Genomic DNA, 15,340 nt, shown 5'->3' with positions numbered 1-15,340 from the left:
TAAGCGTCACAACCCGAATGGAAAGAGGGTCAGCCAGTATGATCAGACGGGTCGGCCATGCGCCTGGTGCAGAGCAGAAGTACGTCATGCGACCAGGCGCTTACGCGGTGCTGCCTCTGGGCGGGCGGCTCCTGCTGACGTGCCAACTGGGTGAGACGCCGGACATGCAGCTTCCCGGTGGCGGAATCGATCCGGGCGAAAGTGCACCCCGGGCGCTGCACCGCGAAGTGATGGAAGAGACCGGCTGGCGGATTGCCGCTCCGCGCAGGCTGGGAGCATTCCGGCGGTTTGCCTATATGCCGGAGTACGATCTCTGGGCGGAAAAAATCTGCCATGTTTACGTCGCGCGGCCTGTTTATCAGGTGCGTGAGCCTTCCGAACCCGATCATGTGTCGCTTGTCCTGTCCCCTGACGAGGCCACCGTGGCTTTGGGCAACGACGGCGACCGGTTGTTCGTCAGCCGGTATTTTTCCCGTCAGGGCCGCTGAATTCGATCAGGATCCCGGACACATCATCGGGAAATTCCGAATTGCCGGCAAACACCGTCAGCTCTTCTATCAGAACACGGAAGAGATCGGGTCCGCGAACCTCCGGCATGCCCTGCAACATTCGGGTAAGCCCGGATTCGCCCAGCATTTCGTCGCCCCGGCCCGGACATTCCGTGACCCCGTCCGACAGGATCAGAAGCCGGTCGCCGGGGTCCAGCGCAAGTTCAAACTGCGAAAAGGTCACGCCCGACATCAGCCCGACCGGAAACCCGCCGGTGCCGTCCTGCCAGATCGTACCGTCCGCGCGCTGTATCACCGGATGCGGATGCCCGGCCTGGCCCAGCACAACATGACCGGTGGCCAGATCGATATCCGCCAGCAGCAGCGTGAAATAATGCTCGGTCTCCATCTCATCGAGCACCAGTTCGTTAAGCTTTTCGATCGCCTCGGCGGGCGCGCGCGAGATGTAGGAGCCGTCGCTTTGCTTTTGCAGGGCGACATTCTGGTCCGGCGCGCTTGCCGACAGATATCCGGCCAGCCGGGCTGTCATCAGTGCCGAGCTGATACCATGCCCCGAAACGTCGATGGCAAAGAGACCAAGATGCCCGGGTGCAGCCGGATAATAGCCGACGAGGTCGCCGCCAACATGACCGCTGGAGCGCAGCAACAGGGAAAGCTCAGCGCCGGGAAATGATTTCTGCCGCTCTTTAACCAGAGACTGCTGAAGCTTTTTCGCCTCAATCAGATCACGGTCAAGCGAATCGTAAACGCGTTGCAGCTCATCGAGCGTTTCGGTGATCACCTGATTTTTCGCTGTGAGTTCCCGCTGCATCTCGAGGATGCGTTCCCCTGCGGTCATGCGTGCGCGAAGCTCATTGCCATCCACCGGCTTGGTGAGAAAATCATCGGCTCCCGCGTCCAGTCCCTGTGCCACTTCGTTTTTGTCGCTCTTGGACGTCAGCAGAATGAAGTATCCGTAATTCTCGTCAGTCATCTCGCGGAATTTCTGGCAGAATTCGATGCCCGTCATGCCAGGCATGACCCAGTCGCTCAGCACCAGTTCGGGCGGCCTTTCGCGACAAAGCTCCAGCGCGCGCATCCCGCTTTCTGCCTCCATCACCTCGTATCCCCAGCGGGTCAGCGAGCTGCTCAGAATGCGCCGCTGCAGTTTGCTGTCATCAACAACCAGCACAAGACGGGCATCGGCAGTGCCCGCCGGCGTGTAGTCTTTGTTATTTCGGGTCGTCGTCAGGGACATTTCAATTCGGGTTTTTGCAACCCTCCCCTCATACGCGTCTTACCCTTAAGGATGGGTGAAGGTTTACGGAAACGGGATGCTGGTCAGGCGCTAACGCTCTTTTAGGACTTTGCGGTCATTCTTGCACCGGCGGACGAGGAGCGCAGGATGATTGACTGGGACCGTGTCTGCGCGCTTCAAAGCGAGGTAGGCGCAGAAGACTTTGATGAGGTGATCGAATTATTCCTCGAGGAAGTCGACGGAGAAATCGACGGGCTCCCGGGCAGCCCGCGCGAAACTCTTGCTGAACGTCTGCATTTCCTCAAGGGCAGCGCGCTCAATCTGGGCTTTCGTAAGTTTTCTGAGCTGTGCCGGGACGGTGAGAGTAAGGTTGCTGGATCAGACACTGTTGATGTGCCAGGGCTTGTCGCCTGTTACCAGCAGTCGCGCGCTTACTTTCTGAACGAAGTCGCCGAGCGCACCTCGGATCAGAGCAAACTGTAATAAGCCGGAAGATCGCCGCCGGTCTTAAGCGCCTCGGCGCGGGCATTAAAAAGGCGCATGCCAGCAATCCATCTCTCAGGGTCCGCTGCGCGCTTAGCAAAAAACGCAGCCACTTCGCCATGGGGCAGCACCATAAACCGCTCCGCCAGGACGGCGTCCAGAATTACCTCCGCCACTTCTGCGGCTGTCAGCAGGGATGCGTGCGCCCCGGCGTCGGCATCATCAAGCCCGATGAGTGGCGTCGCCACATATTGCGGACAGACAACCGAAACCCCGATGCCCTGATCACCGTGGCTGATGGCGAGCGATTCGGCAAAACTGACGGCGGCGTGTTTGCTTGCGGAATAGGCCGCGTTACCGACCTGATTGAGCAGACCGGCAGCCGACGCGATGTTCACAAAATACCCCGATCCCCGTTCGATCATCCCGGGCAGCAGGGCGCGGGCTGCGTAAACATGCGCCATCACATGAACCGCCCAGTTCTGCTGCCAGACGGCATCAGGCGCCGATGCCGCATGTCCGGGCTGAGGCTCAAAAAGGCCAGCGTTAGAGACGAAAATATCAACCTCGCCCTGCTCCTCGCGTACTGCGTCAATCAGCGCGACGATATCCGCCTCGGATCGCACGTCACAGACACAGCCCGCGCAGCCCAGCGCCGCCGCCCGTGTCTGCACCGCACCCTCGTCCAGATCAGCAATCGTCACCCGTGCCCCCCGGGCGATCATCTGCGCAGCAAGCGCCGCTCCGATGCCGCTGGCACCACCCGTGATCACCGCGATTTTACCGCCCGGCTCCATCGGTCAGATCACGAACTGCGCAAGCGTTTCGTCATTTGTGATGTCAGTATAGGTAAACCCGGCGTCCTCAATACGCCGGAACATCTCGGCAAAATTACGGGAATGATCGGTCTCGATACCGATCAGCACCGACCCGAAATTCCGCGCTGATTTCTTCATGTATTCAAACCGGGTAATGTTGTCGTGCGGGCCAAGCGTCTGCAGAAAATCCTTCAGCGCGCCGGGCCGCTGAGGCAACCGCAGGATAAAATATTTCTTCAGCCCGGCATAGCGCTGCGCCCGCTCTTTGACTTCGGGCAACCGTTCGAAATCAAAGTTACCGCCCGAGGCCACACAGACCACGGTTTTGCCACGGATCAGGTCAGCAATCTCGCCCAGTGCCTCAATCGCCAGCGCGCCGGCAGGCTCCAGCACGATGCCTTCGACGTTGAGCATCTCGACAATGGTGCCACAGATCCGGTCTTCGGACAGGTGGATAACTTCTGACGCCGCGACATCGCTCAGCTTTTCAAAGGTGCGCGCACCCAGTTTCGCGACAGCCGCACCGTCAACGAAACTGTTGATCGGCGAGACATCCACCGGCGCGCCCTCCGCGAGGGCGGACGCAAGGCTTTTGGCGCCCGACGGTTCGACAAACGTATAGGACACCTTATCGCCGAAATAACTGCGCGTGCCCGCAGACAGACCACCACCGCCCACAGGCAGCACAATCCGGTCGGGCAACCGGCCGAGCTGTTTCTGGATTTCGGCAGCAACGGAGGACTGTCCCTCAATCACATCCTCATCATCAAAGGGCGACAGAAAATGCGCCTTCTCCTGCGCACAGAATGCCTGGGCCTGAGCGAGGGTCTGGTCGAAATAATCACCGACCAGCCGCACTTCGACATATTCACCGCCGAACATCCGAGTTTTCATAATTTTCTGCTCGGGCGTCGTCACCGGCATGAACACCACGCCGCGCACCGCAAAATGACGGCACATAAAAGCAACGCCCTGTGCGTGGTTTCCCGCACTGGCACAGACGAACATCTGCTGGTCGGGGATAACCTTGCGCATGGCATTGAATGCGCCGCGCAGTTTGTAAGAGCGCACCGGGCTCAGGTCTTCCCGCTTGAGCCAGATGTCCGCATCATATTTAGCCGACAGCAGATCGTTGCGCATCAGCGGGGTGGCCGGAAAAACCGCGCGCATGGCCTCGGTTGCCGCATCCGCACGCGTGCGAAAAGCCTCTGTCATATAGTCCTCACAATCCGGATGCGCTCCTGTTCATCCCCGTCGATAAGTGCTGCCCCGCTCCGGGTCAACGATGGCTTCAATCTTGCCCCTGCCCGCGAAAACCGCTACGCGGCGTCACACATCGAAAAGGAAGATTTCATGTCTGCGCCCAAAAAAGTTGTGCTCGCCTACTCCGGCGGTCTTGATACATCAATCATCCTCAAATGGCTCCAGACGGAATACGGCTGCGAAGTTGTGACCTTTACCGCCGATCTTGGTCAGGGCGAAGAGCTCGAACCCGCCCGCGCCAAGGCCGAGATGATGGGCGCGAGCGCCATCTACATCGAGGACCTGCGCGAGGAATTCGTGCGCGATTTCGTTTTTCCGATGTTCCGCGCCAATGCGGTCTATGAGGGGCTATATCTGCTGGGCACCTCCATTGCCCGCCCGCTGATTTCCAAACGTCTGGTCGAGATTGCCGCCGAAACCGGCGCGGATGCGGTGGCCCATGGCGCGACCGGTAAGGGCAACGATCAGGTGCGTTTCGAGCTTGCCGCCTATGCTCTGAACCCTGAGATTAAGGTGATCGCGCCCTGGCGCGAGTGGGATCTGACCAGCCGGACTAAGCTTATTGATTTTGCTGAGAAAAATCAGATCCCGATTGCAAAGGACAAACGCGGCGAGGCACCGTTTTCGGTCGACGCCAACCTGCTGCATACCTCTTCAGAAGGCAAAGTGCTCGAAGACCCGGCGGTCGATGCGCCCGATTACGTCTATCAGCGCACCGTCAGCCCCGAAGAGGCGCCCGATACGCCCGAATACGTCGAGATCGGCTTTGAAAAAGGCGACGCGGTCAGCATCAACGGCGAGGCGATGAGCCCTGCGACGATCCTGACAAAACTTAACGAACTGGGTGGCAAGCATGGCTGCGGACGGCTCGATCTGGTCGAAGGCCGGTTTGTGGGCATGAAATCACGCGGCATCTACGAAACCCCCGGCGGCACGCTGCTGCTGGAAGCGCACCGGGCGATTGAATCGATCACACTCGACCGCGGCGCGATGCACCTCAAAGACGAGCTGATGCCGCGCTATGCCGAACTCATTTACAACGGTTTCTGGTTCAGCCCCGAGCGCACGATGCTGCAGGCCGCCATCGACGCCAGCCAGACCCATGTGCAGGGCACTGTGCGTCTGAAGCTCTACAAAGGGCACGTGCGCACCGTCGGGCGCTGGTCTGACCGGTCGCTTTACTCCGAGGCCCACGTCACCTTTGAAGATGACGCCGGCGCCTATGATCAGAAAGATGCGGCAGGCTTCATTCAGCTCAATGCGCTGCGCCTGAAACTGCTGGCAGCACGCGAGCGCCGGCTTAAATCCTGACCGCAAAAGACCCGGGTGCATCGCTGCGACCCGGGTCCTTTGACTGCGGCGGAGACGGGGTCAGTCGGCTGTGATGACCTGCATGACCAGCTTGCCGTCGGGCTTGATCGGTCCGTCTTCTTTGGCGCCCAGCGTGTATTCAAACACACCTGTCGCGGTACCACCTGCCTCGGAATGCACCATAAGCATCAGCATGTCACCGCTCGCCACATCTTCCTGAAGGATCGCGGCCACATCGGTGTTCGCCCCTGCACGCAGTGGCGCATAACCGACAACGGGGCCCGGTTTCATTTCGGCATCCGTGCGGTGCACCACGAGCCAGCCGTTTTCACCCGCCATCACCTTTTCCGCGCTGACGATGCCGTTGGACACGTCCTGGTTCATCGCGTCGACCATCGGGGCGGCATGCCCGTCCGCACCGGCGGCACCGGCGGTCAGGCAAAGGGCAAACATTGTGGCAACTGAATTTCTCATAGTCTCGGTCTCCTGTTGGTGTTGATGCAACAATCACGAAACCGGTCCCGGAATAGTTTCAGTTTATTTTAGAGAATAAGATTTCATCGCCAGATAAGCGGGCAAAGCCGCCTCACAAAGTGCCGCGTTTTCGCCGGTCAGTTCCGGCAGTGCTGCTTCGGCGCCGGCAAACCCGGTGCTCCGGTGCACAGCCCCGTACCAGTGCGCGGCCCATACGCCGTCCTCGGCCCGGGGCCCCGCCTGCCAGTGCAACATCTGCGGATCAAAGGGCAAACCGATCGCCTCACAAAGTGCACGCAGCATGCTCTCAGGATTCGCCCGGATATCAGTGCCGTCAATGACCACCCCGCCCAGGCGGTCATAAAGCGCCTTTTGCTGCAAAAAGCCGATGTCTTCGAGGCTCGGATGCTCGCGCTTGGCCGCATAGCTTGCGATAACGCGTGCAGGGTGGCGGATAAGATGGACGTTCACACAGTCACGGGCCCAGTCCAGCGGAAATCCCGCAAGCATATGATGCGGCATGTGTTTCATGTAAAGATGCGGCGTCTTAACCGGGGCGGCGCAGATCTTTACCACTTTGTCCGGCTCATTTTCATGAGCGGCCAGGATCTCGTCACGCATCGGATGTTCCGCACCGGATGCCGCAAGATAGGGCGCGTAAAAGGGCTCATCCATAACGGTGAAATCGCCGCGCGCGGCAAAGCTGTACATCATCGCCGTGCTGAGATTGCGGGGGCCGGACCACATCGCGATGCGCATTTCAGCTTCCTTATGTTTCAGCGGCCGGTCCGGCACAGCATTTGCCCCGGCGTGATTGTTTCAGACTGACCCGGGAATGCGCTCCGGTGCAAGGCCACCGCTCACCTGCGTTCACCAGGCCGTGACCTCGCGCCGGCGTGAGTTGTCACGGACAGCCCCGCACGGCAGTCTTGCCACAAAGGAGACATGATATGCTCAGACTCTATACAATGAAATCCGTGGCTCTTGCCGGCATGATCGCGCTGGGTCTTTTCGCGCAGTCGAAAACCGGCCATGCACAGACACAGGAAACGCTGGTGGTTGCCGGCGGCTGTTTCTGGTGTGTCGAGGCTGATTTCGAACGCGTCAGCGGTGTCAGCGAAGTGGTATCAGGATATACCGGCGGCACCACCGCAAACCCGACGTACAAGGAGGTCACAGGAGGCGACACCGGCCACTACGAGGCAGTGGAGATCCGGTTTGACCCTGCTGTGGTCACACGCGAAAAACTGCTTGATCTCTTCCTGCGCTCCGTCGATCCCACCGATGCCGGCGGGCAGTTCTGTGACCGCGGCGACAGCTACCGCACGGCTGTTTTCGCTGACACACCGGAGGCCGAACGCGCCGCTGCAAGCGCAATTGCGGCCGCCGAACAGGCACTTGGCCAGACCGTTGTCACGCCGGTGCTGCCGGCCGGTACGTTTTATCCCGCCGAGGACTATCACCAGGATTACTACAAAGGTGACAGGCTTGTCCTCACACGTTTTGGTCCAAAACGTCAGTCCTCGGCCTACAAAGCCTATCGCGATGCCTGTGGACGCGACAAACGCGTGAAAGAACTCTGGGGTGCGGACGCGCCCTTTGCCGGCAGCTGATCAGCGGAACGCAAACTCCTCGATCACTTTGAGATCGGGGATCACATCCGCGGTGCCGTGACGCATGACCATCAGTGCCCCGGCCCGGGTTGCCAGACCGATCGCCTGAGCCATCGGCATGCCGCGATCAAGTCCCGCAATAAGATACCCGGTAAACGTATCGCCGGCCCCGGTGGTATCGACCGGCGTCACCGGAATGGCCGGAAAAACCTGTGGCGCGGCGCCTGCGGTGTACCAGATGCATCCCTCTCCGCCACGGGTCACCATGACGTCCCGCACCGGCAGATCGCCTGTATCAGAGCCTGTTTCTACGCAAAGCTGCTCTGCCTCAACGGCATTCAGCACCAGCAGATCAAGCACCGGCATCACTGCCTGCACGGCGCCCGCTGAAAAAGGCGCTGCTGCATAGACAACCCGGAGCCCCAGATCATGCGCCATCCTGGCAGCCTCTGCCTGGGCGTTGGTCTCATTCTGCGTTACGAAAAAATCCCCGGCGTTCGCACTGCTCAGGGCTTTTGCAATCTCTGCATGAGGAACGGCGTGGTTGGCGCCGGCGCACAGAATGATCACATTCTCTCCGGCGGCATCAACATAAATGTTCGCGTGCCCGGTCACCTCAGCAACCTGCGCGATATGGCGGGTGTCGACACCATATTCCAGCAGCCGTTCCACAGCCCGGCGCCCGTCGGGTCCGACCGCGCCGATGTGCACAACGCGCGCCGCGGCACGGGCTGCGGCCACCGACATATTGGCGCCCTTACCGCCCAGACCGTTGCGCAGGCCGGTTGCCGCCAGCGTCTCCCCCGGGGCCGGCAGATGCGGCACCGCATATACGTTATCCGCGTTGATCGAGCCCAGATTGTATATCGTCATCAGCCGACCTTGCAGGCGGCCAGAACCGCCATGTTCAGGATGTCATTGGCTGTGGACACCGTCGAACAGATCTGGATCGACCCGTCCACACCCGCAAGGATCGGCCCGATCACCGTGGCGCCCGCCATCTCCTGCATCAGCTTGACCGAAATGCTCGCGGAATGCCGCGCCGGTACGACCAGGATATTCGCAGGCCCCGTGAGCCGTGAAAACGGATACCCGGCCTGGGATTTCATGTTCAGCGCCACGTCAACCGTCATCTCGCCTTCGTATTCAAAGCTCACGCCGCGCCGGTCGAGCACATCTGACGCCTTGGCCATCTTCTCCGCCCGCTCTGACACCGGATAGCCAAAGGTGGAAAAACTCACGAATGCCACCCGCGGCTCAAGCCCCATGTTCTGTGCCACAGTGGCCGCACGCTCCGCGATATTGGCGAGATCTTCTTCATCCGGCCACTCATGCACCAGAGTGTCCGCGATAAACACGATCCGCCCTTTGTGCAGCAGCGCCGTGATCCCCGCCGCCCCGCTTTCGATATTGGCATCGAAGACATGGTTAATGCGGTCCATGATATGGGCCGATTTACGCGTTGCACCGGTGACCAGCGCATCGCCGTGACCGTGTGCCAGCATCAGCGCCGAATACACATGCCGGTCGCGCGCGGCGAGACGGTGAATGTCCTGCGCATCGAAACCACCGCGTTTCAGCCTGTCATAGAGAAAGTTTTTGTAGGTATCGAGGTGCTGCGTCCTCGCTGCATTCACCACTTCGATTTCCCGGACGGCATCACCCATCCCCGCCTTGTCGAGCTTTTCGCGCACATCGTCATCGCGCCCGACAACAAGCGCTTTGCCAAGACCTGAGCGCTGGTACATCACCGCCGCGCGCAACACCCGCGGGTCATCACCTTCGGCAAAGATCACGCGCGCCTGATTTGCCCGCGCCCGCGCATTAATCCCGCGCAGAATACTCGCGGTCGGATCCATACGTGCCTTTAGTGATACCTCATAGGCGTCCATATCGATAATCGGCCGCCGTGCCGCGCCGGTATTCATCCCGGCATGGGCAACAGCCGGCGGAATGCGCCAGATCAGCCGCGGATCAAACGGCGTGGGGATAATGTAGTCACGCCCGAAGGTCAGGTTTTTACCATAGGCCAGACCCACCTCGTCGGGCACATCCTCGCGGGCGAGATTGGCCAGCGCGTGGGCACAGGCAATCTTCATTTCGTCGTTGATCGCCCGGGCATTGATGTCGAGCGCCCCGCGAAAAAGATAGGGAAAGCCAAGCACGTTATTGACCTGGTTTGGATAATCGCTGCGCCCTGTTGCAACGATCGCATCGGGGCGGACTGCATGCGCTTCTTCCGGTGTAATCTCGGGATCAGGGTTCGCCATGGCGAAAATGACCGGGTTCTCGGCCATTCTTTCGACCATCGCCTGGGTCACCGCGCCTTTCACAGAGACACCAAGGAACACATCCGCGCCTTTCATCGCCTCTTCGAGGGTGCGCAGTTCGGTGGCCACCGCATGTCCGGATTTCCACTGGTTCATACCCTCGGTGCGGCCCTGGTAAATCACGCCCTTGGTGTCGCACATGATGCAGTTCTGATGCTGCGCGCCCATGGATTTCAGCAGCTCAAGACAGGCGATGCCGGCCGCCCCCGCACCGTTCAGCACGATCCGCACATCTTCGATCTTTTTCTCAGACAGATGCAACGCATTGATCAGCCCGGCCGCACAGATCACTGCCGTGCCATGCTGGTCATCGTGAAAGACCGGGATATCCATTTCTTCCTTGAGGCGCTGCTCGATGATGAAACACTCAGGCGCCTTGATGTCTTCCAGGTTGATCCCGCCAAAGGTCGGCCCCATCAGCCTGACAGCCCGGCAGAACTCATCCGGATCTTCAGTATCAAGCTCGATATCGATGCTGTTCACATCGGCAAACCGCTTGAACAGAACCGCCTTGCCTTCCATCACCGGCTTGGACGCCAGCGCCCCGAGGTTCCCCAGACCCAGCACAGCCGTCCCGTTGGAAATCACCGCCACCAGGTTGCCCTTGTTGGTGTAGTCATAGGCCGTCTCGGGGTTCTCCGCGATCGCCTCGCAGGGCACCGCCACCCCGGGCGAATAGGCAAGGCTCAGATCGCGTTGCGTCGTCATCGGCACCGTGGCCTGGATCTCGAACTTACCCGGCGTCGGCTCCAGGTGGAAAGCAAGCGCCTCTTCGGGCGTAACGCGGGATTTGGACATGATGATCGGCCTTGTGTGAACTTCCGGAACACCAAGCATTACACCGCAGGCCAGGATGCCTCAAGCAGGCGCCATTTGAGGCTTTCCGTCCGCCTGCGGCATTTGTAAGGTCGGCGCAAACCGCCGGGGGGCTCTATGACCGTCACGCCGATGATGGCGCAATTTCTCGAGATCAAATCCGGGTACCGGGACGCCTTGCTGTTCTACCGGATGGGCGATTTCTACGAGATGTTTTTCGAGGATGCGGTGAACGCCTCCGAAGCGCTGGATATCGCGCTGACCAAACGCGGGAAGCATGACGGCGAGGATATCCCCATGTGCGGCGTGCCGGTGCATTCAGCCGAAGGCTATCTTCTGACGCTGATCCGTAAAGGCTTCCGTGTGGCCGTTTGCGAACAGTTGGAAAGCCCGGCGGAAGCAAAGAAAAGAGGCTCTAAATCAGTGGTAAAGCGCGATGTCGTGCGTCTTGTGACGCCCGGCACGCTGACCGAAGAGAGCCTGCTTGAAGCGCGCCGGCACAATTTTCTCGCCGCTTTCGCCGAAGTGCGGGATGCTCAGGCGCTCGCCTGGGTCGACATCTCGACGGGCGCGTTTCATGTCATGCCGCTGAGCCCGCTGCGGCTTGGGCCGGAACTGGCGCGGCTGGCACCCTCAGAACTAATCGTTTCGGAAAGCAGTGAGCCCGGCCTGCGCGAAACTGCAGAGGATTTCGGCATCGCTCTTACCGGCCTTGCGCGTTCCGCCTTTGACAGTACGGGCGGTGAGCAGCGCCTTTGCGCACTATTCGGGGTCAGCACGCTGGATGCCTGGGCTAATTTCTCCCGCGCTGAGGTGTCGGCCATGGGTGCCGTTCTGCAATACCTCGACATCACGCAGAAAGGACAGCTGCCCCTGCTGCGGCCACCACGCAGGGAGGCAGAGGCCCGCACCGTTCAGATCGATGCCGCGACCCGCCGCAATCTGGAGCTGACCCAGGCCCTGTCCGGCGGTCGGGCGGGCTCGCTGCTGTCGGTGCTCGACCGTACGGTTACAGCAGGCGGCGCGCGACTGCTGGAGCGGCGTCTGTCCAGCCCGTCACGGGATCTGGATACGATCCATATGCGCCTCGACGCGGCCGGATATTTTGCTGATGACAACGCTCTGCGGCAGAAGACCCGTGATCAGCTGCGACGCGTGCCGGATCTGGACCGTGCGCTTTCGCGTCTGTCGCTCGACCGGGGCGGCCCGCGCGACCTCGCCGCCATGCGCAACGGTCTCACACAGGCGCAGCATCTCAGGCAGGATCTGCAGACCGGTGACCTGCCCTCTTTGCAGCAAGCAGCGATCGCTGATTTCGATGGTCACGGCGCGCTTATTGACCTCCTCGACACGGCGCTGATTGCCGAACCGCCCCTCCTCGCGCGGGACGGGGGTTTTATTGCAGCCGGTCTTGACGAAGATCTTGACGAGGCCCGCCAGCTGCGTGACGAAGGCCGGGGAGTCATTGCCCGCATGCAGAAGGAATACGTCTCTGACACAGGCATTTCGTCTTTGAAAATCAAACACAACAACGTTCTGGGATATTTTATCGAAACTCCCTCGACCCATGCGGATAAAATGCTGTCCGCGCCTTTGTCAGAGACGTTTATCCACCGACAGACAACGGCCAGCCAGGTGCGTTTCACCACCGTCGAGCTTTCCGAGATGGAGACGAAGATCCTCAACGCGGGCTCCCGTGCGCTGGAGATTGAAAAGCGTCTGTTTGAAGAACTCCGGCAGGCCGTTCTGTCGTCTGCCGGACCGGTGGCCCGGACCGCCGCGGCCCTGGCGGAGACGGATACTGCCGCGGCCCTAGCAGAACTGGCGGTTGCTGAAAACTGGATCCGCCCGCGGGTGGACGACAGCCGTTGTTTTGAAATCACCGGCGGACGTCATCCGGTTGTGGAACACGCGCTGCGCCAGCAATCGGGCGAGCCCTTCATCGCCAACGACTGTGCCCTGAGCGCGGGCGGCGATGACGCACAGATCTGGTTGCTGACCGGCCCGAACATGGCCGGTAAATCGACCTTCCTGCGCCAGAACGCGCTGATTGCAATCCTGGCGCAGATGGGCAGCTTTGTGCCTGCGGCTGACGCGCATATCGGTCTGATCAGCCAGCTTTTCAGCCGCGTCGGCGCCTCAGATGATCTCGCACGTGGCCGCTCGACCTTTATGGTCGAGATGGTGGAAACCGCGGCCATCCTTAACCAGGCTGATGACCGCGCTCTGGTGATCCTGGATGAGATCGGCCGCGGCACGGCAACCTATGACGGGCTTTCCATCGCCTGGGCCACGCTTGAGCATCTTCACGACGTAAACAAAAGCCGCGCGCTTTTCGCCACCCATTACCACGAAATGACGGCGCTTGCGGGCAAGCTTACCGGCGTCGAAAACGCCACTGTCGCCGTTAAGGAGTGGGAAGGCGAAGTGATCTTCCTGCATGAGGTCCGTAAAGGTGCAGCCGACCGCTCATATGGTGTCCAGGTCGCTCAACTCGCCGGGCTGCCACCTGCCGTGATCGCCCGGGCGCGCGTCGTGCTCGACGCACTGGAAAAGGGTGAGCGCGAAGGCGGCGTCACGCAAAAAACGCTGATTGATGACCTGCCGCTCTTTGCTGCGACACCGCCGCCACCGCCCGCACCGCAGAAAACGTCAGAGCTTGAGAAAACCCTCGAAGACATCCACCCCGATGAGCTGACCCCGCGAGAAGCGCTCGATCTGCTCTATAAACTGAAAGAGGCGGCCAGATCCTGACCGCCTCTCTTAAGGTCTCAGAAACTGTTGTAAGCCTTACTTCGCCGGCGTCGATGACACCCCGACCTGCGCAGGACGCAGCAGCCGGTCGTGCAGCATGAACCCTTCGGCAGCGACCTGAATGATGTCACCCGCTTTGGTATCCGGCACTGGTGCTTCAAACATTGCCTGGTGCTGCTTGGGGTCAAACCGATCACCGACCTGCGGCGCGATCACCTCAATGCCGTGCTTTTTGAACACGCTGAGCAGCTCGCGCATCGTCAGCTCAATTCCCTCGATCAGCGCCGAGTTGGCTTCCTTCTGCGCGTCGGTGATTGTCTCGATCGCCCGCTTCATATTGTCATAGACGGGCAGAATATCCCGCGACAGTTTGGAGCCGCCATAATTTTCGGCCTCCCGGCGGTCTCTGTCCGAACGCTTGCGTGCATTCTCGGCATCCGCAAGCGCGCGCATGAACCGGTCCCGGTACTCATCCCGCTCGGCTTTGATTTCTTCCAGCTCCACGGCCTCGTCATCAATCTCGGCCATATCTTCCGCAAAAGCCTCGGCCTCTGCGTCATCAATATCGTCCAGGAACTCTTCGTTCTTAGGTTCTGCCATCATCAACCCCTACTTTCGGTCTGAAATCAGCTTTCCGACCAGCTGCGCCGTGTAATTCACAATCGGCACAATGCGTCCGTAATTCAGTCTCGTCGGACCAATGACACCCACGGCGCCAATGATCTTCCGATCCGAGTTCATATATGGGGAAACCACCAGAGAGGAACCCGAAAGTGAAAAAAGTTTGTTTTCTGAGCCGATAAAAATGCGAACGCCTTCGCCTTCCTCAGCCAGTTCAAGAAATTCCGCGATATCACGCTTGCGTTCCAGATCATCGAAAAGCTGCCGGATCTTCTCCAGGTCTTCTTCTTCACCGCCCCCGCTGAGCAGATTGGCCCGCCCGCGCACGATCAGCCGCTCGATCTGATCGCCTTCGCCTTCCCAGACGGCCAGCCCGCTTTCCACCAGCGCACGCGCCAGCGAATCGATTTCCTGCCGGCGGGTGGAAATCTGTGCGGCGATCACCCCCTGCAATTCACTGAGCGTGCGCCCTTCAATCAGCGCATTGAGGAAATTCGCAGCTTCCCGCATGGAGCTGGGCGTCTGTCCCGGCGGCGGGGTAAACAGCCGGTTTTCCACATGTCCGTCAGCAAAGACCAGCACAACCAGCGACCGGTCAGGCGACAAAGAGACAAATTCGATATGCCTGATCGGCGCCTCGCGTTTGGGTGTCATCACCAGCGATGCGCCCCGCGTCACGCCCGACAGTGCAGACCCCACCCGGTCCAGCAGCCCGCTCACATCTTCCGAGTTCGATCCCATGGTGGCATCGATCTGCTCACGGTCGTGATCATCGGGATCGCCGATTTCCAGCAGGCCATCAACAAACATGCGCAGCCCCTGCTGGGTCGGGATCCGTCCCGCGCTGATGTGCGGACTGTCGAGAAGACCCAGATACTCCAGATCCTGCATGACGTTGCGGATCGTCGCCGCACTCACCTTTTCCGAAAAGTCCCGCGTCAGCGTGCGCGAGCCCACCGGTGCGCCATCCGCAAGATAGCCCTCAACCACACGGCGAAACACCTCGCGCGAGCGATCGTTCATCTCTCCGAGGATATCCGCCTTATCATTCATAACCGTTTCCTGACCGAGCACACATAAAAGCACAGATCGCGCGGAATTCAATCGGGGT

The 15,340-nt window shown here is 60.2% G+C and carries 14 protein-coding genes; 5 read left to right on the top strand and 9 right to left on the bottom strand.

The window, feature by feature from the left end:
• Positions 1 to 38 precede the first annotated feature (38 nt).
• Positions 39 to 488 carry an NUDIX domain-containing protein gene (locus G3256_RS00485; protein WP_169638971.1) on the top strand — a complete coding sequence of 150 codons (450 nt, stop codon included), beginning with the start codon at positions 39 to 41 and terminating at the stop codon, positions 486 to 488.
• Here the strand turns inward: G3256_RS00485 and G3256_RS00480 are convergent.
• The gene (locus tag G3256_RS00480) at positions 457 to 1,746 is read right to left on the bottom strand and encodes a PP2C family protein-serine/threonine phosphatase (protein ID WP_169638970.1); all 1,290 of its coding nucleotides are present in this window, start codon (positions 1,744 to 1,746) and stop codon (positions 457 to 459) included. The genes G3256_RS00485 and G3256_RS00480 overlap by 32 nt on opposite strands.
• 147 nt (positions 1,747 to 1,893) lie before the next feature.
• Here G3256_RS00480 and G3256_RS00475 point away from each other — a divergent pair, with 147 nt between their 5' ends.
• Positions 1,894 to 2,229, top strand: a complete 336-nt coding sequence (locus tag G3256_RS00475; protein ID WP_169638969.1) for an Hpt domain-containing protein — start codon at positions 1,894 to 1,896, stop codon at positions 2,227 to 2,229.
• Here G3256_RS00475 and G3256_RS00470 read toward each other — a convergent pair.
• Both G3256_RS00470 and ilvA read right to left on the bottom strand, forming a co-directional pair.
• Positions 2,214 to 3,026 carry an SDR family NAD(P)-dependent oxidoreductase gene (locus G3256_RS00470; protein WP_169638968.1) on the bottom strand — a complete coding sequence of 271 codons (813 nt, stop codon included), beginning with the start codon at positions 3,024 to 3,026 and terminating at the stop codon, positions 2,214 to 2,216. The two genes, G3256_RS00475 and G3256_RS00470, sit on opposite strands and share 16 nt — an antisense overlap.
• A 3-nt stretch (positions 3,027 to 3,029) precedes the next feature.
• Entirely contained in the window at positions 3,030 to 4,262 is a 1,233-nt protein-coding gene (gene ilvA / locus G3256_RS00465) for a threonine ammonia-lyase IlvA (protein ID WP_169638967.1), read from the bottom strand.
• Between the two features lie 138 nt (positions 4,263 to 4,400).
• On the opposite strand from ilvA, the gene G3256_RS00460 reads away from it, so the two are divergent.
• The gene (locus G3256_RS00460) at positions 4,401 to 5,621 is read left to right on the top strand and encodes an argininosuccinate synthase (RefSeq protein WP_169638966.1); all 1,221 of its coding nucleotides are present in this window, start codon (positions 4,401 to 4,403) and stop codon (positions 5,619 to 5,621) included.
• Positions 5,622 to 5,681: 60 nt separating this feature from the next.
• Here the strand turns inward: G3256_RS00460 and G3256_RS00455 are convergent, their stop codons facing one another.
• Positions 5,682 to 6,095, bottom strand: a complete 414-nt coding sequence (locus tag G3256_RS00455; protein WP_169638965.1) for a DUF7282 domain-containing protein — start codon at positions 6,093 to 6,095, stop codon at positions 5,682 to 5,684.
• A 63-nt stretch (positions 6,096 to 6,158) separates the two neighbouring features.
• A complete protein-coding gene (locus G3256_RS00450; RefSeq protein WP_169638964.1) occupies positions 6,159 to 6,854 on the bottom strand; it encodes a sulfotransferase-like domain-containing protein in 696 nt (231 codons plus the stop codon).
• A 191-nt stretch (positions 6,855 to 7,045) separates the two neighbouring features.
• Between G3256_RS00450 and msrA the strand changes: the two genes are divergently transcribed.
• Complete coding sequence (gene msrA / locus G3256_RS00445) at positions 7,046 to 7,708, top strand: peptide-methionine (S)-S-oxide reductase MsrA (RefSeq protein WP_169638963.1); 663 nt, start codon at positions 7,046 to 7,048, stop codon at positions 7,706 to 7,708.
• On the opposite strand, the gene G3256_RS00440 is transcribed toward msrA, so the two are convergent.
• Positions 7,709 to 8,581 carry a ribokinase gene (locus tag G3256_RS00440; RefSeq protein WP_169638962.1) on the bottom strand — a complete coding sequence of 291 codons (873 nt, stop codon included), beginning with the start codon at positions 8,579 to 8,581 and terminating at the stop codon, positions 7,709 to 7,711. It lies immediately after the preceding gene.
• Entirely contained in the window at positions 8,581 to 10,836 is a 2,256-nt protein-coding gene (locus G3256_RS00435; protein ID WP_169638961.1) for an NADP-dependent malic enzyme, read from the bottom strand. Before G3256_RS00435 ends, G3256_RS00440 begins: the two co-directional genes overlap by 1 nt.
• Positions 10,837 to 10,971: 135 nt before the next feature.
• On the opposite strand from G3256_RS00435, the gene mutS reads away from it, so the two are divergent.
• Positions 10,972 to 13,608: a DNA mismatch repair protein MutS gene (gene mutS, locus G3256_RS00430; RefSeq protein WP_169638960.1), complete on the top strand. Its 2,637-nt coding sequence runs from the start codon at positions 10,972 to 10,974 to the stop codon at positions 13,606 to 13,608.
• Between the two features lie 36 nt (positions 13,609 to 13,644).
• On the opposite strand, the gene G3256_RS00425 is transcribed toward mutS, so the two are convergent.
• Together G3256_RS00425 and hrcA are read right to left on the bottom strand one after the other, a co-directional pair.
• Positions 13,645 to 14,208: a nucleotide exchange factor GrpE gene (locus tag G3256_RS00425; protein WP_169638959.1), complete on the bottom strand. Its 564-nt coding sequence runs from the start codon at positions 14,206 to 14,208 to the stop codon at positions 13,645 to 13,647.
• A 9-nt stretch (positions 14,209 to 14,217) separates the two neighbouring features.
• Positions 14,218 to 15,282, bottom strand: a complete 1,065-nt coding sequence (gene hrcA, locus G3256_RS00420; RefSeq protein ID WP_169638958.1) for a heat-inducible transcriptional repressor HrcA — start codon at positions 15,280 to 15,282, stop codon at positions 14,218 to 14,220.
• Positions 15,283 to 15,340: the final 58 nt, after the last annotated feature.

This window comes from Roseobacter ponti, from assembly GCF_012932215.1.
Classification (GTDB): Bacteria; Pseudomonadota; Alphaproteobacteria; order Rhodobacterales; family Rhodobacteraceae; genus Roseobacter; species Roseobacter ponti.
The sequence above is the reverse complement of the archived record's forward strand: the minus strand, read 5'-3'. Positions and strand labels throughout refer to the sequence as shown.